This window comes from Burkholderia cepacia (assembly GCF_029962485.1).
GTDB lineage: Bacteria > Pseudomonadota > Gammaproteobacteria > Burkholderiales > Burkholderiaceae > Burkholderia.
In genome coordinates, this window is record NZ_CP073637.1 from 634,375 (window position 1) to 655,167 (window position 20,793).

Sequence of the window (20,793 nt, forward strand, 5' to 3'; positions counted from 1 at the left end):
GGAACGACCATGGCATTCGGCGGGCTCGAGCACCACAAGACGTCCGCGCCGATGGCGGAGATCAACATGACGCCGCTGATCGACGTGATGCTCGTGCTGCTCGTCATCTTCATCATTACCGCGCCGCTGATGACGCACGCGATCCGGCTCGACCTGCCGAAGGTCGCGGCAAGCGTCGCGCGCGACACGCCGCAATCGGTCACGCTGTCGATCGACGACGCCGGCAAGCTGTACTGGGACGACGCGCCCGTCGCGCTCGATGCGCTGCCCGCGCGCTTCCGGGCCGCCGCCGAGGGTGGCGCGCCGCCCGAACTGCGGCTGCGCGCCTCGCGCGCGACGCGCTACGACGTGATCGCGCAGGTGATGGGCGCCGCGCAGGCCGCGGGCCTCACGCGCATCGGCTTCGTGACCGACATGCCGCCGCAGGCGGGCGCCGTCGCGCCGGCCGCGGCCGCGGCGAAACCCTGACACGCCGTTGTTGCGGGCGCCGGCCCGCGAGACCGGCCGTGCGGGCCGGCGCGGGCGGTATAATCGACGTTTTTCCCGGTCCGGCAACAGCCAGCCTGTTCCTGCGCCGGGCAAGCACGCCTTTCGATCCACTTCTGCGCGCGAGCCGTCGCGCCGCTTAAAGCCTAGTCCGAACCACACCATGCACGAAAGATACGTACCCGCCGACGTCGAAGCCGCCGCCCAGGGCGACTGGCGCGCAGCCGATGCCTACAAGACGCAGGAAGATTCGCAGAAGCCGAAGTTCTACTGCGTGTCGATGCTGCCGTACCCGTCCGGCAAGCTGCACATGGGTCACGTGCGGAACTACACGATCAACGACGTGATGTACCGCTATCTGCGGATGAACGGCTACAACACGCTGATGCCGATGGGCTGGGACGCGTTCGGGATGCCGGCCGAAAACGCCGCGATGGCGAACGGCGTGCCGCCCGCGAAGTGGACCTACGACAACATCGACTACATGAAGGGCCAGATGCAGTCGATGGGCCTCGCGATCGACTGGTCGCGCGAGATCGCGACGTGCAAGCCCGACTACTACAAGTGGAACCAGTGGCTGTTCCTGAAGATGCTCGAGAAGGGCATCGCGTACAAGAAGACGGGCACCGTGAACTGGGATCCGGTCGACCAGACCGTCCTCGCGAACGAGCAGGTGATCGACGGCCGCGGCTGGCGCTCGGGCGCGCTCGTCGAGAAGCGCGAGATCCCGATGTACTACCTGCGCATCACGCAGTACGCGGATGAGCTGCTGAACGACCTCGACGGCCTCGGCTGGCCCGAGCGCGTGAAGATCATGCAGCAGAACTGGATCGGCAAGAGCTTCGGCGTGAACTTCGGCTTCCCGTACGAACTCGACGGCGAGAAGAAGCTGCTGCGCGTGTTCACGACGCGTGCCGACACGATCATGGGCGTCACGTTCTGCGCGATCGCGGCCGAGCACCCGCTCGCCACGCGTCTGGCGCAGGACAAGCCCGAGCTGCTGGCGTTCATCGACGAATGCAAGCGCGGCGGCGTCGCCGAGGCCGACGTCGCGACGATGGAGAAGAAGGGCGTCGCGACGGGCTTCTCGGTCAAGCACCCGCTGACCGGCGAGCCGGTCGAGGTGTGGATCGGCAACTACGTGCTGATGAGCTACGGCGAAGGCGCGGTGATGGGCGTGCCGGGCCACGACGAGCGCGATTTCGCGTTCGCGAAGAAGTACGACCTGCCGATCAAGCAGGTGATCTCGGCCGAAGGCCAGGCGTACTCGCTCGACGCATGGCAGGAGTGGTACGGCGACAAGGAAACCGCGGTCTGCGTGAACAGCGGCAAGTACGACGGCCTGCGCTATGTGGAAGCGGTCGACGCGGTTGCGGCCGACCTGAACGCCGGCGGCTTCGGCGACAAGCAGGTCACGTGGCGCCTGCGCGACTGGGGCGTATCGCGCCAGCGCTACTGGGGCACGCCGATCCCGATCATCCACTGCCCGTCGTGCGGCGATGTGCCGGTGCCCGAGCAGGACCTGCCGGTCGTGCTGCCGGAAGACCTCGTGCCGGACGGCTCGGGCAACCCGCTCGCGAAGTCGGAAGCGTTCCTGAACTGTTCGTGCCCGAAGTGCGGCGCGGCCGCGAAGCGTGAAACCGACACGATGGACACGTTCGTCGATTCGTCGTGGTACTTCTCGCGCTACACGGCGCCGGACGCCGAGACCATGGTCGACGCGCGCACCGATTACTGGATGCCGATGGACCAATACATCGGTGGCATCGAGCACGCGATCCTGCACCTGCTGTATTCGCGCTTCTGGACCAAGGTGATGCGCGACCTCGGCCTCGTGAAGTTCGGCGAGCCGGCGAAGAACCTGCTCACGCAGGGCATGGTGCTGAACGAGACGTTCTACCGTGAAGACGCTTCCGGCAAGAAGACGTGGTACAACCCGCTCGACGTGACGGTCACGCACGACGACAAGGGCCGCCCGATCGGCGCGACGCTGAACACGGACGGCCAGCCGGTCGTGCTCGGCGGCATCGAGAAAATGTCGAAGTCGAAGAACAACGGCGTCGATCCGCAGCTGCTGATCGACCAGTACGGTGCCGATACCGCGCGCCTGTTCACGATGTTCGCGGCGCCGCCCGAGCAGCAGCTCGAGTGGTCGGGTGCGGGCGTCGAGGGCGCGAGCCGCTTCCTGCGTCGCGTGTGGAGCTTCGGCGCGACGAACCGCGAAGCGCTCGCCGCGCGCGCGGGCTTCGACGCGGCCGCGCTCGGCGAAGCCGACAAGGCGCTGCGCCGCGAGATCTACAGCGTGCTGAAGCAGGCCGATTTCGACTACCAGCGCCTGCAGTACAACACGGTCGTGTCGGCCGCGATGAAGATGCTGAACGCGATCGACGGTGCGAAGGGCGCGACGCCGGGCGTGCTGCGCGAGACGTACGGCGTGCTGCTGCGCGTGCTGTACCCGGTCGTGCCGCACGTCACGTTCGAGCTGTGGAAGACGCTCGGTTATACGGACGAATTCGGCACGCTGCTCGATGCGCCGTGGCCGAAGGTCGACGAGGCTGCGCTCGAGCAGGCCGAGATCGAACTCGTGCTGCAGGTGAACGGCAAGGTGCGCGGCGCGCTGAAGGTTGCGAAGGATGCGAGCCGCGAGGCGATCGAAGCCGCGGCGGTGGCCGACGAAGCATTCGCGAAGTTCAGCGACGGCAAGCCGGCGAAGAAGATCGTCGTCGTGCCGGGCCGCCTCGTGAACATCGTCGTCTGACGGCCGCCGGCCGTCGGACGTACCCAGAAGGAGCGAAGGTGATCCGCAGATCGTTTTTGATGCTCGTCGTCGGCAGCGCGGTCGCGCTGTCGGCATGCGGCTTCCAGTTGCGCGGCCAGCAGGACTACGCGTTCAAGCACCTGCTGGTGGCCGGCGCGCCGGCGCCCGTCGAGGCGCGCCTCGTGCGCCTCGTCGAGGCCGGCAGCGACACGAAGATCGTCAAGTCGGCGGACGACGCCGACGCCGTGCTGCGCATGTGGGAGTCGCGTGGCCAGAACACGCTGACGCTCAACAAGTACGGCTCGGCGCAGGAATATGCACTGTTCTATACGCTGAACTACACGCTGACGAGCAAGGACGGCACCGTGCTGATCCCGCCGAGCGCGATCGCGCTGAACCGCGCGATGACGTACAGCGACCAGTACACGAACGCGAAGGCGCAGGAAGCCGACATCCTGTACGGCGACATGCAGAACGACGCGGTCGACCAGCTGATGCGGCGTCTCGCGATCGTCCACTCGCTGACGCCGGCGCCGGAGGACGTGGTGCCGGGCGTGGCGCCGCGTGCGCCGCTGCCGCCGCCTCCGCTCTGATCGACGGCGCACGTAGCGATGCAATTGCGACTTGATGCGCTGGAGCCGCACCTCGCGAAGGGGTTGGCCGGGCTCTATACCGTCTACGGCGACGAGCCGCTGCTCGCGCAGGAAGCGTGCGACCGCATTCGTGCGGCCGCGCGCGCGGCCGGCTTCACCGAGCGTTCGGTGCATACGGTCGAGCGCGGCTTCGACTGGAGCGTGCTGCTCGGCGCGACCCAGGCGATGTCGTTGTTCGGCGAGCGCCAGCTGATCGAGCTGCGCATTCCGTCGGGCAAGCCCGGCAAGGAAGGCGCCGATGCGCTGAAGACGCTCGCGGCCACGCCCAATCCCGACGCGCTGATGCTCGTCACGTTGCCGCGCCTCGATGCGGCCACGCAGAAATCCGCGTGGTTTACCGCGCTGCAGAACGGCGGCGTCGCGCTGAAGATCGATCCGGTCGACCGCGCGCAACTGCCGAACTGGATCGGCCAGCGTCTCGCGATGCAGGGCCAGCGTGCGGCGCCCGGCGACGACGGGCGGCGCGCACTGCAGTTCATCGCGGAGCGCGTCGAGGGCAACCTGCTCGCCGCACACCAGGAAATCCAGAAGCTCGGGCTGTTGTATCCGCAAGGCGCGCTGTCGTTCGAGCAGGTGCACGACGCGGTGCTGAACGTCGCGCGCTATGACGTCTTCAAGCTGAACGAGGCGATGCTCGCCGGCGATGCCGCGCGGCTCGCACGGATGATCGACGGGCTGAAGGGCGAGGGCGAGGCGATCGTGCTCGTGATGTGGGCCGTCGTCGAGGAATTGCGCACGCTGCTGCGGATCAAGCGCGGGGCGACGGCCGGCAAGCCGCTGGCGACGCTGCTGCGCGAGAACCGCGTATGGGGGCCGCGCGAGCGGCTGATCGGCCCTGCGTTGAACCGCGTGTCGGAAGGCGTGCTCGAGAAGGCGCTCGCGTTCGCCGCGAAGCTCGACCGGCAGGTCAAGGGGCTCACGGCCGTCGTGCCGGGCCGCCGCACGCAGGACGAACCGCCGCCCGATCCGTGGGACGGGCTGTTTCAGCTCGCGATGACGGTCGCGGGGGCGCGCGGCGAGCGACCGCCGACCGCGGGTCGCGTGCGACGCTAAGTCCCGTCCGGGTCTTCAGCGCGCGCTGCGCAACCCGCTTACAATATTTCGATCGCTGGCGCGGCGCTTCGTCCGCCGCCCACGCTTCCCCCACGAATTCAAGCCGCTCCGCGCGGCGCGCATCTCGAGTCACACGATGGATATCGATCAGTACATGACCGACCTGGGCCGCCGCGCCCGGCACGCTTCCCGCGCGATGGCGCGCGCCAGCACGGCCGCGAAGAACGCGGCGCTCGACGCGGTGGCTCGCGCGATCGAACGCGACGCGCAGGTGCTGAAGGACGCGAATGCGCGCGACGTCGCCCGCGCCCGTGAAAAGGGGCTCGATGCAGCGTTCGTCGATCGCCTGACGCTGTCGGACAAGGCGCTGAAGACGATGGTCGAAGGGCTGCGCCAGGTCGCGTCGCTGGCCGATCCGATCGGCGAGATCGGCAACCTCAAGTACCGCCCGAGCGGCATCCAGGTCGGCCAGATGCGTGTGCCGCTCGGCGTGATCGGCATCATCTACGAGTCGCGCCCGAACGTGACGATCGACGCGGCCGCGCTGTGCCTGAAGTCGGGTAACGCGACGATCCTGCGCGGCGGCTCGGAAGCGCTCGAATCGAATGCGGCGCTCGCGAAGCTGATCGGCGAGGGGCTCGAGGCGGCCGGCCTGCCGCAGGACGCGGTGCAGGTCGTCGCGACGGCCGATCGCGCGGCGGTCGGCAAGCTGATCACGATGACCGAATACGTCGACGTGATCGTGCCGCGCGGCGGCAAGAGCCTGATCGAGCGCCTGATCAACGAGGCACGCGTGCCGATGATCAAGCACCTCGACGGCATCTGCCACGTGTACGTCGACGATCGCGCCGATCTCGCCAAGGCGCTGACCGTCTGCGACAACGCGAAGACGCATCGCTACGGCACCTGCAACACGATGGAGACGCTGCTGGTCTCGAGCGGCATCGCGGCCGCGCTGCTGCCGCCGCTCGGCAAGCTGTATCGCGACAAGCAGGTCGAACTGCGCGTCGATGCTGCGGCGCGCGCGGTACTCGCCGATGCGGGCGTCGGCCCGCTCGTCGATGCGACCGAGGAAGACTGGCACACCGAATATCTCGCGCCGGTGCTCGCGATCAAGGTCGTCGACGGCCTCGACGCCGCGATCGAGCACATCAACCATTACGGCTCGCATCACACCGATGCGATCGTCACCGAGGATCACGACCGCGCGATGCGTTTCCTGCGCGAAGTCGATTCGGCGAGCGTGATGGTCAACGCGTCGACGCGCTTCGCGGACGGCTTCGAATTCGGCCTCGGCGCGGAAATCGGCATCTCGAACGACAAGCTGCACGCACGCGGCCCCGTCGGCCTGGAAGGGCTGACGTCGCTGAAGTACGTCGTGCTCGGACACGGCGAAGGCCGCCAGTAACCCGCGAGGCGCAACATCAATGGCAATGCTCTGGGTCAAGACGTTCCATATCGTTCTGATCGCCGCGTGGTTCGCGGGGCTCTTCTACCTGCCGCGCATCTACGTGAACCTGGCCATGGAGACCGATCCGGCCGCGGTACGCCGTCTGCTGCTGATGGCGCGCAAGCTGTTTCGCTTCATGACGATGATCGCGGTGCCGGCGCTGGCCTGCGGGCTGTGGCTCTGGCTCGTGATCGGCATCGGGCAGGGGCAGGGCTGGATCCATGCGAAGGTGACGGTCGTGCTGCTGCTCATCGTCTATCACGCCTATTGCGGGCACCTGTTGCGGGTGTTCGAGCGTGGCGAAAACAAGCGCACCGACAAGTGGTATCGCGTGTTCAACGAGCTGCCGGTGCTCGGCATGCTCGCGGCGGTCGCGCTGGTCGTGATCAAGCCGTTCTGAGCGGCGCGGCCGGCGAGGTTGCCGGCGTCGCTTGATGCGCAACGGCGCCCCGTGGGGCGCCGTTCGTCGTTTACGTGCTGCGTTTTGCGTCGAACTGCACGCCGCGCGTCGTCAATCCTTCGTGCCGTCGTCGATCCGGCGGCGCGTGATCGCTTCCTTCGCGCGCCCGACCCGTTCCATCAGCGCGGGGCCGCGCGACAGCGCGACGCCGACCGCGAGGATGTCGCCGATCGCGAGATGCGACATCCGCGACGTCATCGGCGAGAACACGTCCGTTTCCTCGGCAACGTTCGACGCGAGGCTCACGGTTGCGAGCTTCGCGAGCGGCGAATGGCTTTGCGTGATCGCGACGACTTTCGCGCCGCACGCGAGCGCGGAGCGCGCGGCGTCGACGATGTCGCGCGTGCGGCCGGTGTTCGAGATTGCGACGACGACGTCGTGGGGCCCAAGCAGCGCCGACGACATCGAGAACGTGTGCGGGTCCGAATACGCGACACTCGGCACGCCGAGCCGGAAGAACTTGTGCTGGATGTCCTGCGCGGCGATGCCCGAGCCGCCGGCGCCGTAGAACTCGATGCGCGACGCGTTCGAGAGCAGGGCGATCGCATCGGCGACACTGCCCGCGGACAGGCTGTTGCGCACCTCGATCAGTGCGCCGATCGTGCGGTCGAACACCTTGCCGATGATGCCGGGCGCCGGTTCGTCGGGCTCGACGTCGCGGTAGACCGACGACACGCCCGGCGCGACGCTCTGCGCAAGCCGGATCTTGAATTCGCGAAAGCCGCTGCAACCGAGCGCCTGGCAGAAGCGCGCGATCGTCGGCTGGCTGACGCCCGCGCGCGTCGACAGCTCGGTCATCGCGAGGTCGAGCACCTCGCGCGGTGCGGCGAGGATGTAGTCGGCGAGCTTGCGCTCGGACGGGCGCAGGTCGGCGCGGATCGCTTCAATGCGAGGCAGCATGGGACGGCACGTGAAAATCGGGTTCGGATGAGCGAGTGTATCGCAATCGAATTGTAGAAAATCTACATGAAAATACTAGCATCACCACCACGCTTTTGATGCAACTGCAGCAAGCGTGATTAGGGTTTTTACTAGGTAACGCCTTACTGGTAGCGGGTATAAGGGTTGCGCGCCGCTCGATCTACATTGCATGCATGTAGTTTTTCTACTAGACTGGCTTCGTTCTGTCGACGCACTCGACCGTCCCCACGATTCCAACCGCCGGTGTCGGCCGGCATACAGGAGCGCCCAGCATGACGTCGCTGCACCCCACTCTGGCGAAGGTCACCGAACGCGTGATCGCCCGCAGCCAATCGACCCGTTCCGCCTATCTGCAGCGCATCGACGGCGCGCAGGGCAAGTTCCCGGCGCGCGGCGCGTTGTCATGCGCGAACCTCGCGCACGGCTTCGCGGGCCTCGAGGGCAACGACAAGTTCTCGATCAAGGCGATCCGCGAGCCGAACATCGGCATCGTGTCCTCGTACAACGAGATGCTGTCCGCGCATGCGCCGTACAAGGATTTCCCCGAGATCATCAAGGCGGCCGCGCGCGAGAACGGCGGGGTCGCGCAGTTCGCGGGCGGCGTGCCGGCGATGTGCGACGGCGTCACGCAGGGCAACCCGGGGATGGAGTTGTCGCTGTTCTCGCGCGAAGCGATCGCGATGGGCACGGCGATCGCGCTCACGCACAACATGTTCGACGCGGCGCTCTGCCTCGGCATCTGCGACAAGATCGTGCCGGGCCTCCTGATCGGCGCGCTGCAGTTCGGCCACCTGCCGACGATCTTCGTGCCGGCCGGCCCGATGACGAGCGGCCTGTCGAACGACGACAAGGCGAAGATCCGCCAGCAGTTCGCGACCGGCCAGGTCGGCCGCGACGCGCTGCTCGAAGCCGAATCGGCCGCGTATCACGGCCACGGCACCTGCACGTTCTACGGCACCGCGAACAGCAACCAGATGCTGATGGAACTGATGGGGTTGCACCTGCCGGGCTCGGCATTCGTTCATCCGCACACGCCGCTGCGCACCGCGCTCACGGCCGAGGCCGCGCGCCGCGTGCTCGACCTGACCGTCGAGCGCGGCCACTACACACCGATCGGCCATGTGATCGACGAGAAGGCGATCGTCAACGGGATCGTCGCGCTGCTCGCGACGGGCGGCTCGACCAACCACACGCTGCACCTCGTCGCGATCGCGCGCGCGGCCGGCATCCTGATCGACTGGAACGACTTCGACGAGCTGTCGGCCGTCGTGCCGCTGCTCGCGAAGATCTACCCGAACGGCAAGGCCGACGTGAACCACTTCCACGCGGCCGGCGGCGTCGCGTTCCTGGTGCGCAACCTGCTCGAAGGCGGGCTGCTGCACGAGGACGTGACGACGGTCGCCGGCAAGGGTCTGTCGCACTACACGAAGGAGCCGAAGCTGATCGACGGCAAGCTGACGTGGGTCGACGGCACGGCCGAGAGCCACGACACGAAGGTGCTGCGCGGCATTCGCGACCCGTTCCAGCCGGACGGCGGCCTGCGCCTGATGCAGGGCCGGCTCGGCCGCGGCGTGATCAAGATTTCGGCGGTTGCGCCCGAGCACCGCAAGGTGACGGCGCCCGCGATCGTGTTCGATTCGCAGGAAGCCGTGCAGGAAGCGTTCGATCGCGGCGAGCTGAAGCGCGATTTCGTCGCGGTCGTGCGCTTCCAGGGCGCGCGCGCGAACGGGATGCCCGAGCTGCACCGTTTGACGCCGCTGCTCGGCGTGCTGCAGGATCAGGGCTTCCACGTCGCGCTGGTCACCGACGGCCGCATGTCGGGTGCGTCGGGCAAGGTGCCGGCCGTGATCCACGTGTCGCCGGAAGCCTTGCTGGCCGGCCCGCTCGGCAAGGTGAAGACGGGCGATACGCTCGTGATCGACGCGGAAGCCGGCGTGCTCGACATCGAGGTCGACGACGCCGAGTGGCACGCGCGCCCGGTCGCGCAGCCGCTGCATCAGGCCGAAAACGAGGTCGGTTTCGGGCGCGAATTGTTCGGCGTGTTCCGCGCGGCGGCGGCACCGGCCGAGCAGGGCGCATCGGTTTTTGGCGCGCTGGTCGGCGAAACGGCCGTCCACGTCGCCGCATGAATTTCAAGGAGCCAATTCAATGAAGACGATTGCTGAAATCGTGAAGCTGGGCCCGGTCATTCCGGTGCTCGCATTCGACTCGGTCGAGCAGGGCGAAAACGTGTCGCGTGCGTTGCACGCGGGCGGCGTGAAGGTGCTCGAGATCACGCTGCGCACGCCGGCCGGACTGGAGGCGATCCAGCGCGCGAGCCAGCTCGCGGACGACATCGTCGTCGGCGTCGGCACGATCACGAAGCCCGAGCACTGCGCGCAGGCGAAGCGCGCGGGCGCGAAGTTCGGCGTGTCGCCGGGCCTGACGAAGGAGCTGCACCTCGCGTCGCTCGACGCGGGCCTGCCGCTGCTGCCGGGCGTGATGACGCCGAGCGACATCATCCAGGCGCTCGAATTCGGCTACGAGATCGTGAAGTTCTTCCCCGCGCAGCAGGCGGGCGGCGTGCCGATGCTGCAGGCGTTCCACGGCCCGTTCCCGGCGCTGAAGTTCTGCCCGACCGGCGGCATCACGGTCGACACCGCGCCGAATTTCCTGAAACTGCCGAACGTCGTGTGCGTCGGCGGCTCGTGGCTCACGCCGAAGGCCGCGCTCGCCGCGCAGGACTGGGCCGAAGTCACGCGCCTCGCGCAAGCCGCGAGCCAGCTTCCCCGCTAATACTTGTATGAAATGAAGAATCGACCCTCGGGAGCAAGCGCTTAGTGCTTGTTTTACCGAGGGTTTTTGCTGATGGAACCGGTTCTATCCGCAGGCCGTAAAGATAAGTAAAATTCAGCGTCCTGACGGGGTGGGTACCCCCCGTGTTTCGGAGACCTGCATAGCCGGGCATACTCGCAACAACTCGCCCGGTTCGAACAATTCTAGGAGGAGTGCCACATGGGGGCTGTTCAAGGCAGCATGCTGCTCGTATTCACGCTGATCGCGATTGCCGCGCTGATCCTGATGATCGCGCGCTTCAAGATCTACCCGTTCCTGGTGCTGATCATCGTTTCGCTCGGCCTCGGTCTCGTCGTCGGCATGCCGATGGACAAGATCGTCAAGTCGTTCGAGGCGGGCACCGGCGGCACGCTCGGCCACATTGCGATCGTCGTCGGCCTCGGCACGATGCTCGGCAAGATGATGGCCGAATCGGGCGGCGCCGAACGGATCGCGACCACGCTGATCGACTGGTTCGGTGAAAAGAACATCCACTGGGCGATGATGTTCGTCGCGATCATCGTCGGCCTGCCGGTGTTCTTCGAAGTCGGCTTCGTGCTGCTGATCCCGATCGCGTTCAACGTCGCGAAGCGCACCGGCAAGTCGCTGCTCGTCGTCGGCCTGCCGATGGTGGCCGGCCTGTCCGTCGTGCACGGGCTGATCCCGCCGCACCCGGCCGCGCTGCTGGCCGTCCAGCAATACGGCGCCGATATCGGCAAGACGATCGCGTTTGGCCTGCTCGTCGGCGTGCCGACCGCGATCATCGCGGGCCCGCTGTTCGCGCTGACGATCTCGAAGTTCGTGAAGCTGCCGGAAAACAACCCGCTTGCCGCGCAATTCGTCGATTCGCGCACGGATGGCAGCAAGCGCGAACTGCCGAGCTTCGGCATCACGCTGTTCACGATCCTGCTGCCCGTCGCGCTGATGCTCGTCGGCAGCTGGGCCGACCTGCTGTTCACGCCGAAGTCGCTGCCGAACAACCTGCTGCGCTTCGCCGGCAACTCGGATGTCGCGCTGCTGATCGCCGTGCTCGTGAGCTTCTTCACGTTCGGCAAGCTGCAGGGCTTCAACCGCGACCAGATCCAGAAGTTCTGCAGCGAGTGCCTGGCACCGATCGCCGGGATCACGCTGATCGTCGGCGCGGGCGGCGGCTTCGGCGGCGTCCTGCGCGACAGCGGGATCTCGCAGCAGATCGTCGAGACCGCGAAGCACGCGCATCTGTCGCCGCTGCTGCTCGGCTGGTTCGTCGCGGCGCTGATGCGTCTCGCGACGGGTTCGGCGACGGTCGCGATGACGACGGCCTGCGGCATCGTCGCGCCGATCGCGGCGGCGGCCGGCACGACGGTCAGCCCGGAGCTGCTGGTGCTCGCCACGGGCTCGGGCTCGCTGATCTTCTCGCACGTGAACGACGGCGGCTTCTGGCTGATCAAGGAATACTTCGGGATGACGGTCGGTCAGACGTTCAAGACCTGGTCGTTGCTCGAAACCATCATCTCGGTGCTTGGCCTGGGCTTCACGCTGCTGCTGAGCATGGTTCTGTAACAAGGGGTAGGCAATGATTCTGATCGCAATGGGCGTGTCGGGCGCGGGCAAGTCGCTGATTGGCGAAATGCTGGCGGAACGCCTGTCGTGCAGCTATACCGACGGCGACGCGTTTCACAGCGCGGCGAACAAGGAGAAGATGCATCACGGCATTCCGCTGACCGACGACGACCGCTGGCCGTGGCTGCGCACGATCCGCGAGGCCATCGAGGAAAAGCAGCGCGCCGGCGAGACGGCCGTGTTCACGTGCTCGTCGCTGAAGCGGTCGTACCGCGACGTGCTGCGCGGGTCCGACACCGACGTGCGGTTCGTGTATCTGAAGGGTTCGTTCGAGGTGTTGCACGAGCGCCTGAAGAGCCGCACCGGCCATTTCTTCGATCCGTCGCTGCTGAAAAGCCAGCTTGACACGCTCGAGGAGCCGGGCCCGGACGAAGCGATCGAGGTCAGCATCGAGCTGACGCCCGAACAGATCGTCGATCAGGTCATGCTGAAGATCGGCATCGCGCAGCAGCACTGAGCGCGGTTCGCGGCAATCTTCATGGAAAAGGCGCCCTTCGGGGCGCCTTTTTCGTTGGTGGCTCGCGAGCCGGTCAGGCCGTGGGCGCCTGCTTCGCGATGCCGTCGAGCAGCACGTCGACCATCGTGTCGTGCACGGCCGCCGGATCGAGCTGCGCGTAGAGCGGGGCGGCCGACCTGACGAGCGGATGCTCGGTATCCGACAGCGCTTCCATTTCCGCGAGCTCGACATCGTTCGCTGGCCGCGTAAGGCCTCCGGCCTCTGCGGCGGCAAGCCCGATCACGCTCGCATACCAGCCGACGCATACCGCCGGCAGCGCCGCGCGCGGGATGCCGGCGTCGGCCAGCGCGCGATGCACGGCCTCGATGTGCGCGAGATCGGCCGGCCCGGTGCTCATGTGGCGCTGCAGGAGTGCGAACGCGGCCGGGTAGCGCAGCGCGAGCGCGCGGTACTGCCGCGCGAGGTCGCGCAGCCGCTCGCGCCACGGCAGCGACGGGTCGACCGGCACGAGCGAGCGCGACAGCGCGTTCGCGATCGCGCGGCTCAGGCCTTCCTTCGACTTGAAGTGGTACAGCACGCTCATCGGGTCGCAGCCGACCGACTGCGCGAGCTTGCGCACGCTGAACGCGGCTTCGCCGACGTCTTCGAGCAGCGTGAGCGCGGCCGCGACGATGGCCTCCTTGTCGAGGCCGCGCGGGCCCTGGGCGGGTTTGTCTTTCATCGATCCGGGCTGGCGTGCCGGTGCGGTACCGGCTGTAAACTTGACGAAAGCTTATTCTACACTGTAGAATTATTTCTGCGGTGTAGAAATTGGGTGTCCCGGCACCTTTCAATACGTGCTTTCGCACAGTCCGGGATTCAGGCGGCACGAGCGTGCCCGCCGTCAACACGGGCCATCGCGCCCCTTTTCTCGTTGACACCCATGTGGAACCGGCTGCCCCACCCGCGAAGCCAGAAGGCTCTTCGACAGGCGGCCTGGGGCCTGCTCACGCTAATAACGGGCTTGCGCTGGCCACCAGAAGGGCCGAGCGCAAGGACTGCGACGAAGCGAATACTCGACGTATTCGCAAGGAGCATGACGCAGCGATCGGCCCTTCTGGTGGCCAGCCCCACGAATGATTTTTTCAAACAGGGGAACGTGCCTTGCCGGCCGTATTGCGGCGTCGATCGTTGCTTGTCCCCCAAGGGGACTTCCTTCGGGGCGTTTGGCTTGACCAAACGGCGCTCCTCACTCCTTGCACTCCGGCCGGCAAGGCACGTTCGCAAGCCCGTTATTAGCGTGAGCAGGCCCCACCATGCAAGTGCAATCATGACTTTCAACAATCAACCCCTGATCCAGGGCGAATCGCGTTTCGAACAAACGCAACTGAACATCGAAAAAGACAACTGGAACTGGTGCGATCCGGCCCGCTACGACGGCGAGCGCCCGGCGAACTGGTACGAGGCGTCGTTATCGCGCCATGGAAACACCGCGCCGCTCGCGCACGATGCCGTGTGCGACGTGCTCGTGATCGGCGCGGGGCTGCTCGGCGCATCGGCCGCGCTGCATCTCGCGGAAGCGGGCGTCGACACGATCCTCGTCGACAAGCACCACGTCGGCTCGGCCGCGTCGGGCCGCAACGGCGGGCAACTGACGCCCGGCCTCGCGCGCTGGGAAGCGGCCGACATGATCGACCACCTGTCGCACGACGACGCGAAACGGCTGTGGCGCTTCGCGTCGACCGAGTCGATGGACCTGATCGATGCGATCGGCGCACGTTACGCGCTCGAACTCGACCGCAAGCGCGGCCACATCACGGCGGCGGTTCACCCGGGCCACATGAGCGCACTGCTCGACGGCGCGGATGCGCGCCGCCATCTCGGCGACGCGGGCGTGACGCTCGTCGGCCGCCACCAGTTGCATGACGACTACGTGCGCTCGGGGCTTTACCACGGCGCGGCGATCGATGCGATCGGCGGGCAGATCCATCCGCTCGCGCTGGTGCGCGGCCTCGTGCACGGTTTCCGGTTGAACGGCGGCGCGCTGTTCGAGGGCACCGAGGTGCTCGAGCTCGACGAGACGCCCGCGGGCGTCGTCGCGACGACGCCGGGCGGCACCATCACCGCGCGCAAGGGTGTCGTGCTCGCGCTGCACAACACGACGTTCCGGCTGCTCGACGACGGTGCGGCAACCACGGTGCCGTTCTTCACGTACGTGAGCGTGACGGCGCCGCTCGATGTCGATGTCGCGACGCTGATGCCGGCCGGCATGCCCGTGTACGACACGCAGTTCCAGATCGACTACTACCGGCCGGTGCGCGGCAACCGCCTGCTGTTCGGCGGGCAGGGCACCGGCACCTGCTGGGCGCAGCCCGACGTCAACGCGTATCTGCTGACCCGGCTGAACACGGTGTTTCCGCAGGTCGACGGCAGCTTCGCGCTCGACTACTGCTGGAGCGGCGTCAGCGATTTCACGCTGAACGGCGCCACCGACAGCCGCAAGACCGACGGCCGCGTGCCGATGTACATGGTGCAAGGCTGGAGCGGCCATGGCGTCGCGCAGACGGTGCGGATCGGCAAGGCGATCTGCGACGATTTCGTCGGCCGAAATGACGACTTCTCGATGCTCACGGGCATCGATCACCGTGCGATTCCGCTCGGCCGGCAGTTGTCGCCGATCGCGATTCCGGCCGCGAAGGCCGCGATGAGCGTGATGAGCGCGCTCAACCCGGGGCGGATGATTTCGTTCTGACCTTCCGGCCGCAGGCGAACCGCCAATGAAAAAAGCCCGATGCGATTGCTCGCATCGGGCTTTTTTTCGTCCGGCGACGGCGGTGCTTACGCGATTCGCTTCGCGAGTTCGACGGCCTTGCCGATGTACGACGCGGGCGTCATCGCGAGCAGAAGATCCTTCGCGTCCTGCGGGATCGCGAGCGTGCCGACGAATTCCTGCAGCGCTTCGCGCGTGATGCCCTTGCCGCGCGTCAGTTCCTTCAACTGCTCGTACGGGTTCTCGATGCCGTAGCGGCGCATCACCGTCTGCACCGGCTCGGCCAGCACTTCCCAGCAGTTGTCGAGATCGTCGTTCAGGCGCTGCGGGTTCACTTCGAGCTTGTCGAGGCCGCGGATCAGCGAGTCGTACGCGAGCAGCGAGTAGCCGAGCGCGACGCCCATGTTACGCAGCACGGTCGAGTCGGTCAGGTCGCGCTGCCAGCGCGACACCGGCAGCTTGTCGGCGAGGTGGCGCAGCGTCGCGTTCGCCAGGCCGAGGTTGCCTTCCGAGTTTTCGAAGTCGATCGGGTTGACCTTGTGCGGCATCGTCGACGAGCCGATTTCGCCGGCCTTCGTCTTCTGCTTGAAGTAGCCGACCGAGATGTAGCCCCACACGTCGCGGTCGAGGTCGAGCAGGATCGTGTTCGCGCGCGCCACGGCGTCGAACAGCTCGGCCATGTAGTCGTGCGGCTCGATCTGGATCGTGTACGGGTTGAACGTGAGCTTCAGGCGGGTTTCGATCACGTCGCGCGAGAACGCTTCCCAGTCGAATTCCGGATACGCGGACAGGTGGGCGTTGAAGTTGCCGACCGCGCCGTTCATCTTGCCGAGGATCTCGACCTTCTCGATGCGGGTGATCGCACGGGCGAGACGCGCGGCGACGTTCGCGAGTTCCTTGCCGAGCGTCGTCGGGCTGGCCGGCTGGCCGTGCGTGCGCGACAGCATCGGCTGCTCGGCGTGCGCGTGCGCGAGTGCGACGAGGCGCTGGTAGACGGTGCGCAGCGCCGGCAGGATCACGTGTTCGCGCGCGCCGGCGAGCATCATCCCGTGCGACGTGTTGTTGATGTCCTCGGACGTGCACGCGAAGTGGATGAATTCGCTGGCCTTCTCGAGTTCGGCCTGGCCCTTCACCGATTCCTTCAGCCAGTATTCGACGGCCTTCACGTCGTGGTTCGTCACGCGCTCGATTTCCTTGATGCGGGCGGCGTCGTGCGCGGTGAAGCGCTCGGCGAGCTGCAGCAGGAACTGCTCGGACGCATCGGAGAAGCGCGGGACTTCCGCGAAGCCGGCGCGCGACAGCGCGATCAGCCAGTGCACCTCGACGGTGACGCGGTGGCGCATGAAGGCGGCTTCGGAGAGCCAGTCGCGCAGCGCTTCGGTCTTGCTGGCGTAGCGGCCGTCGATGGGCGAGAGCGCGGTGAGGGCGAAAAGCGTATCGGGACGAGTGTCGGACATGATCGGGCGGGCCTTGGGGCCGGGTCGAGCGGGGGAGGAGAATCCGCCATTTTACCATTGGCGCGCGACGATCCCGGGTATGGGAGGGCGGCGGCCGCCGCCGCGTGCCGATGTCCCGCCGGCGCGGGTTCGCAGCGGGCTTGCCGGGCCGTGCGCGACGCCGCCGGCCGGGCCCGCCCGCCGGTAGAATGCAGGCTTCTTCCCGACTGCCGCCCGCCGCGCCCGCCTGCATGGAACTGAAATGGCTCGAAGACTTCGTCTCGCTCGCGGAAACGCGCAGCTTTAGCCGGTCCGCGGAACTGCGGCATGTGTCGCAGCCCGCGTTCTCGCGGCGGATTCAGGCACTGGAGGCATGGCTCGCGACCGAACTGATCGATCGTTCGGTCTATCCGACGCGGCTCACGCAGGCCGGCCAGATCTTCTACGAGCAGGCGCTGACGATGCTGTCGCAGGCGCACGAGGCGCGCACGCTGCTGCGCGGCCACGTCGGCGCGCCGGTGCCGACGATCGAGTTCGCGGTGCCGCACACGCTGTCGCTCACGTATTTCCCGCGCTGGCTGCAGCGGATCGAGGCGAAGATGGGCCAGGTCCACACGCGTCTGCGCGCGCTGAACGTGCACGACGCGGTGCTGTCGCTCGTCGAGGGCGGCTGCGATCTCGTGATGGGCTACCACCACCCGAGTCACCCGGTCGCGCTCGACCCGGCGCGCTACGACATGCTGATCCTCGGCAGCGAGCCGATCAGCCCGTTCTCGGCGCCCGGCCGCGCGGGCCGGCCGCGCTATACGCTGCCGGGTGCGGCCGACGCGCGCGTGCCGTACCTGTCGTATACGCCGAACGCGTATCTCGGCCGGATGACCGAAGTCATCGTCGCGAACGCGCCGACGCGGCTGTTCCTCGATCGCGTCTATGAAACCGACATGGCCGAAGGGCTGAAGGCGATGGCGCTCGCGGGCCATGGCGTCGCGTTCCTGCCGCACAGCGCGGTCGAGGATGCGGTCGCGGGCGGTCGCCTGATCCGGCTCGACCGGTCGGCGCGCGGCGGTGCACATCCGTTCACGCTGACGATGGAGATCCGGCTGTACTGCGACAAGCTCGCGCTGCAGGGCGACGATCCGCGCCAGAAGCTCGTGCGCGCGCTGTGGGACGTCGTGCGCGACGAGCTGCGCGATCCCACAAATTAACCGCCGGCGGTTAATTTTCCGCAGCCGGTCGGGCGTGGCCGGCTGACGGCGCGCTTGCGCTGCCTGTCGGACGGCTGTCCGGCGGCCGGCCCACGCGCATGCCATCCGATTTTTCACCGACGCGATGCACGGCCGATCGCGGGCGTTCTTGCGCAAATCGACCGCAGATTTGCGAAAAATCGCGATCATGCAAGAAACGCATAATCGAATAAGCAAACGGCATTGGATAAAAAAAACGGGTTTTTCGACAATGTGCGCACCTGTTGACCGTTGGAGCATCCATGTCTTCGCAATTGCAGTCCATCCCGTCCTACCTGCACGCCGACGATCTCGGCCCGTGGGGCAACTACCTTCAGCAAGTCGATCGCGTCGCGCCGTACCTCGGCTCGCTGTCGCGCTGGCTCGAGACGCTGAAGCGTCCGAAACGCATCCTGATCGTCGACTGCCCCATCGAGCTCGATAACGGCACCGTCGCGCACTTCGAAGGCTATCGCGTGCAGCACAACGTGTCGCGCGGCCCGGGCAAGGGCGGCGTGCGCTACCACCAGGACGTGACGCTGTCGGAAGTGATGGCGCTGTCCGCATGGATGTCGGTCAAGAACGCGGCCGTGAACGTGCCGTACGGCGGCGCGAAGGGCGGTATCCGCGTCGACCCGCGCAAGCTGTCGCGTGGTGAGCTCGAGCGCGTGACGCGCCGCTACACCAGCGAAATCGGCATCATCATCGGCCCGAACACCGACATTCCGGCGCCGGACGTCAACACCAACGAACAGGTGATGGCGTGGATGATGGACACCTACTCGATGAACCAGGGCCAGACGTCGACCGGCGTCGTGACCGGCAAGCCGATCGCGCTCGGCGGTTCGCTCGGCCGCAAGGAAGCAACGGGCCGCGGCGTGTTCGTCGTCGGTTCGGAAGCGGCGAAGAAGAAGGGCCTCGAAATCGCAGGCGCGCGCATCGCGGTGCAGGGCTTCGGCAACGTCGGCGGCATCGCGGCGAAGCTGTTCCAGGAAGCGGGCGCGAAGGTGATCGCGGTGCAGGATCACACGGGCACGATCTACCAGCCGGCCGGCCTCGATTCGAACAAGCTGCTCGACCACGTCGCACGCACGGGCGGCGTCGCGGGCTTCGAAGGCTCGGAGCCGATGCCGAACGACGAGTTCTGGACGGTCGAGACGGACATCCTGATCCCGGCGGCACTGGAAAACCAGATCACCGAGAAGAATGCAGCGAAGATCCGCACGAAGATCATCGTCGAAGGCGCGAACGGCCCGACGACGACGGCAGCGGACGACATCCTGAGCGCAAACGGCGTGCTCGTGATCCCCGACGTGATCGCGAACGCGGGTGGCGTGACCGTGTCGTACTTCGAGTGGGTGCAGGATTTCTCGAGCTTCTTCTGGACGGAAGACGAGATCAACCACCGTCTCGAGCGCGTGATGCGCGAAGCGTTCGCCGGCGTGTGGGCGGTCGCGGAAGAGCACAAGGTGACGGTGCGTACGGCGGCGTTCATCGTCGCGTGCAAGCGCATCCTGATGGCGCGCGAAATGCGTGGCCTCTACCCCTGATCGTTGACTATGATCAATTCATGACGCAATCCACCCGATTGCGGAAATGAACCCTCGCGGGCGGTGCCGGATCCGGCATCGCCCGCGCGCGCATTCGGGGCGCCCGAAGCCGGGAGGAAGGCTTCGTACAGGGCGATTCGTAGTGCGGTAAATAACCAGTACTTTCAAAAATATTACTTTGATACACTGGCGCGGGTTTTAGCCAAGGAGATGACCAAAATGAAATACCACAAGGCAGTCCTGATGGTCGCGGCGCTCTGCGCGTTCGCAAGCGGCGCGCATGCTCAGGAGACGGGCACGCTGAAGAAGATCAAGGACACGGGCGTGATCGCGCTGGGCCATCGCGAATCGTCGATTCCGTTCTCCTACTACGACCAGAACCAGCAGGTGGTTGGCTATTCGCGCGAATTCCAGCTGAAGGTGGTCGACGCGGTGAAGAAGAAGCTGAACCTGCCGAACCTGCAGGTGAAGAACATCCCGATCACGTCGCAGAACCGCATTCCGCTGGTGCAGAACGGCACGGTCGACATCGAGTGCGGCTCGACGACCAACAACGCCGAGCGCCAGCAGCAGGCGGCGTTCTCCGACACGATCTTCGTGATCGGCACGCGCCTGATGACGAAGAAGGATTCGGGCGTCAAGGATTTCGCCGACCTGAAGGGCAAGACGGTCGTGACGACCGCCGGCACGACGTCGGAGCGCCTGCTGCGCAAGATGAACAACGAGAAGCAACTGGGCATGAACATCATCAGCGCGAAGGATCACGGCGATTCCTTCAACACGCTGGAATCGGGCCGCGCGGTCGCGTTCATGATGGATGACGCGCTGCTCGCGGGCGAGCGCGCGAAGGCGAAGCAGCCGGGCGAGTGGGTGATCGTCGGCACGCCGCAATCGGAAGAAGCGTACGGCTGCATGATGCGCAAGGGCGACGCCGACTTCAAGAAGGTCGTCGACGACGCGATCTCGCAAGTCGAGAAGTCGGGCGAAGCCGCGAAGATCTACGCGAAGTGGTTCGAGAACCCGATTCCGCCGAAGGGGCTGAACCTGAACTTCCCGCTGTCCGATTCGATGAAGAAGCTGTACGCGAACCCGAACGACAAGGCGCTCGACTGACCACACGGTCGTTGATGCAGAAATGACGCTAATGAGACGGAAGAGGCCACGCTTCTTCCGTCTCTTTT

The 20,793-nt window shown here is 66.5% G+C and carries 17 protein-coding genes; 14 read left to right on the forward strand and 3 right to left on the reverse strand.

Annotation, left to right across the window (positions count from 1 at the left end):
• The first annotated feature begins 9 nt into the window (after positions 1-9).
• The 6 genes from KEC55_RS02955 to KEC55_RS02980 all read left to right on the forward strand — a co-directional run bounded on the left by KEC55_RS02955 (position 10) and on the right by KEC55_RS02980 (position 6,800).
• Complete coding sequence (locus KEC55_RS02955) at positions 10-468, forward strand: ExbD/TolR family protein (RefSeq protein WP_282506678.1); 459 nt, start codon at positions 10-12, stop codon at positions 466-468.
• A gap of 181 nt (positions 469-649) precedes the next feature.
• Positions 650-3,244 carry a leucine--tRNA ligase gene (gene leuS / locus KEC55_RS02960; protein WP_282506679.1) on the forward strand — a complete coding sequence of 865 codons (2,595 nt, stop codon included), beginning with the start codon at positions 650-652 and terminating at the stop codon, positions 3,242-3,244.
• Positions 3,245-3,282: 38 nt separating this feature from the next.
• The gene (lptE, locus tag KEC55_RS02965; RefSeq protein ID WP_176050866.1) at positions 3,283-3,837 is read left to right on the forward strand and encodes an LPS assembly lipoprotein LptE; all 555 of its coding nucleotides are present in this window, start codon (positions 3,283-3,285) and stop codon (positions 3,835-3,837) included.
• A gap of 18 nt (positions 3,838-3,855) precedes the next feature.
• Positions 3,856-4,950 (forward strand): DNA polymerase III subunit delta, encoded by a 1,095-nt coding sequence (holA, locus tag KEC55_RS02970; protein WP_176050865.1) that lies wholly within the window; start codon positions 3,856-3,858, stop codon positions 4,948-4,950.
• Between the two features lie 136 nt (positions 4,951-5,086).
• Positions 5,087-6,358 (forward strand): glutamate-5-semialdehyde dehydrogenase, encoded by a 1,272-nt coding sequence (locus KEC55_RS02975; RefSeq protein ID WP_282506680.1) that lies wholly within the window; start codon positions 5,087-5,089, stop codon positions 6,356-6,358.
• A 19-nt stretch (positions 6,359-6,377) separates the two neighbouring features.
• Positions 6,378-6,800, forward strand: coding sequence for a CopD family protein (locus KEC55_RS02980; RefSeq protein ID WP_282506681.1), 423 nt, complete (start codon positions 6,378-6,380; stop codon positions 6,798-6,800).
• A 111-nt stretch (positions 6,801-6,911) separates the two neighbouring features.
• On the opposite strand, the gene KEC55_RS02985 is transcribed toward KEC55_RS02980, so the two are convergent.
• On the reverse strand, positions 6,912-7,760 hold the full coding sequence (locus KEC55_RS02985; protein WP_059236154.1) for a MurR/RpiR family transcriptional regulator: 849 nt from the start codon (positions 7,758-7,760) through the stop codon (positions 6,912-6,914).
• Positions 7,761-8,053: 293 nt separating this feature from the next.
• Here KEC55_RS02985 and edd point away from each other — a divergent pair, with 293 nt between their 5' ends.
• The 4 genes from edd (at position 8,054) to KEC55_RS03005 (ending at position 12,654) form a co-directional block, all read left to right on the forward strand.
• Entirely contained in the window at positions 8,054-9,910 is a 1,857-nt protein-coding gene (gene edd / locus KEC55_RS02990) for a phosphogluconate dehydratase (RefSeq protein ID WP_282506683.1), read from the forward strand.
• 19 nt (positions 9,911-9,929) lie between these two features.
• Positions 9,930-10,556, forward strand: a complete 627-nt coding sequence (gene eda / locus KEC55_RS02995) for a bifunctional 4-hydroxy-2-oxoglutarate aldolase/2-dehydro-3-deoxy-phosphogluconate aldolase (protein WP_069232184.1) — start codon at positions 9,930-9,932, stop codon at positions 10,554-10,556.
• A gap of 219 nt (positions 10,557-10,775) precedes the next feature.
• Entirely contained in the window at positions 10,776-12,137 is a 1,362-nt protein-coding gene (locus tag KEC55_RS03000) for a GntP family permease (protein WP_282506684.1), read from the forward strand.
• 13 nt (positions 12,138-12,150) lie between these two features.
• Complete coding sequence (locus KEC55_RS03005; RefSeq protein ID WP_282506685.1) at positions 12,151-12,654, forward strand: gluconokinase; 504 nt, start codon at positions 12,151-12,153, stop codon at positions 12,652-12,654.
• 73 nt (positions 12,655-12,727) lie between these two features.
• Here the strand turns inward: KEC55_RS03005 and KEC55_RS03010 are convergent, their stop codons facing one another.
• Positions 12,728-13,375, reverse strand: coding sequence for a TetR/AcrR family transcriptional regulator (locus KEC55_RS03010; protein ID WP_282506686.1), 648 nt, complete (start codon positions 13,373-13,375; stop codon positions 12,728-12,730).
• Positions 13,376-13,963: 588 nt separating this feature from the next.
• On the opposite strand from KEC55_RS03010, the gene KEC55_RS03015 reads away from it, so the two are divergent.
• Entirely contained in the window at positions 13,964-15,385 is a 1,422-nt protein-coding gene (locus KEC55_RS03015) for an NAD(P)/FAD-dependent oxidoreductase (protein ID WP_282506687.1), read from the forward strand.
• An 86-nt stretch (positions 15,386-15,471) separates the two neighbouring features.
• Here the strand turns inward: KEC55_RS03015 and purB are convergent, their stop codons facing one another.
• Positions 15,472-16,860, reverse strand: a complete 1,389-nt coding sequence (gene purB, locus KEC55_RS03020) for an adenylosuccinate lyase (protein WP_282506688.1) — start codon at positions 16,858-16,860, stop codon at positions 15,472-15,474.
• 230 nt (positions 16,861-17,090) lie between these two features.
• Between purB and KEC55_RS03025 the strand changes: the two genes are divergently transcribed.
• The 3 genes from KEC55_RS03025 (at position 17,091) to KEC55_RS03035 (ending at position 20,725) form a co-directional block, all read left to right on the forward strand.
• Entirely contained in the window at positions 17,091-18,044 is a 954-nt protein-coding gene (locus tag KEC55_RS03025) for a LysR substrate-binding domain-containing protein (protein ID WP_282506689.1), read from the forward strand.
• Between the two features lie 281 nt (positions 18,045-18,325).
• Positions 18,326-19,612 (forward strand): Glu/Leu/Phe/Val family dehydrogenase, encoded by a 1,287-nt coding sequence (locus KEC55_RS03030; protein ID WP_176050856.1) that lies wholly within the window; start codon positions 18,326-18,328, stop codon positions 19,610-19,612.
• A gap of 219 nt (positions 19,613-19,831) precedes the next feature.
• Entirely contained in the window at positions 19,832-20,725 is an 894-nt protein-coding gene (locus tag KEC55_RS03035; protein ID WP_282506690.1) for a glutamate/aspartate ABC transporter substrate-binding protein, read from the forward strand.
• Positions 20,726-20,793: the final 68 nt, after the last annotated feature.

Coding starts and splice junctions, on each gene's coding strand:
- KEC55_RS02955 (WP_282506678.1), top strand. CDS start 10: ATGGCATTCGGCGGGCTCGAGCACCACAAGACGTCCGCGCCGATGGCG.
- KEC55_RS03025 (WP_282506689.1), top strand. CDS start 17,091: ATGGAACTGAAATGGCTCGAAGACTTCGTCTCGCTCGCGGAAACGCGC.
- eda (WP_069232184.1), top strand. CDS start 9,930: ATGAAGACGATTGCTGAAATCGTGAAGCTGGGCCCGGTCATTCCGGTG.
- leuS (WP_282506679.1), top strand. CDS start 650: ATGCACGAAAGATACGTACCCGCCGACGTCGAAGCCGCCGCCCAGGGC.
- KEC55_RS02985 (WP_059236154.1), bottom strand. CDS start 7,760: ATGCTGCCTCGCATTGAAGCGATCCGCGCCGACCTGCGCCCGTCCGAG.
- KEC55_RS02975 (WP_282506680.1), top strand. CDS start 5,087: ATGGATATCGATCAGTACATGACCGACCTGGGCCGCCGCGCCCGGCAC.
- KEC55_RS03000 (WP_282506684.1), top strand. CDS start 10,776: ATGGGGGCTGTTCAAGGCAGCATGCTGCTCGTATTCACGCTGATCGCG.
- KEC55_RS03005 (WP_282506685.1), top strand. CDS start 12,151: ATGATTCTGATCGCAATGGGCGTGTCGGGCGCGGGCAAGTCGCTGATT.
- purB (WP_282506688.1), bottom strand. CDS start 16,860: ATGTCCGACACTCGTCCCGATACGCTTTTCGCCCTCACCGCGCTCTCG.
- KEC55_RS03030 (WP_176050856.1), top strand. CDS start 18,326: ATGTCTTCGCAATTGCAGTCCATCCCGTCCTACCTGCACGCCGACGAT.
- KEC55_RS03015 (WP_282506687.1), top strand. CDS start 13,964: ATGACTTTCAACAATCAACCCCTGATCCAGGGCGAATCGCGTTTCGAA.
- KEC55_RS03010 (WP_282506686.1), bottom strand. CDS start 13,375: ATGAAAGACAAACCCGCCCAGGGCCCGCGCGGCCTCGACAAGGAGGCC.
- KEC55_RS02980 (WP_282506681.1), top strand. CDS start 6,378: ATGGCAATGCTCTGGGTCAAGACGTTCCATATCGTTCTGATCGCCGCG.
- KEC55_RS03035 (WP_282506690.1), top strand. CDS start 19,832: ATGAAATACCACAAGGCAGTCCTGATGGTCGCGGCGCTCTGCGCGTTC.
- edd (WP_282506683.1), top strand. CDS start 8,054: ATGACGTCGCTGCACCCCACTCTGGCGAAGGTCACCGAACGCGTGATC.
- holA (WP_176050865.1), top strand. CDS start 3,856: ATGCAATTGCGACTTGATGCGCTGGAGCCGCACCTCGCGAAGGGGTTG.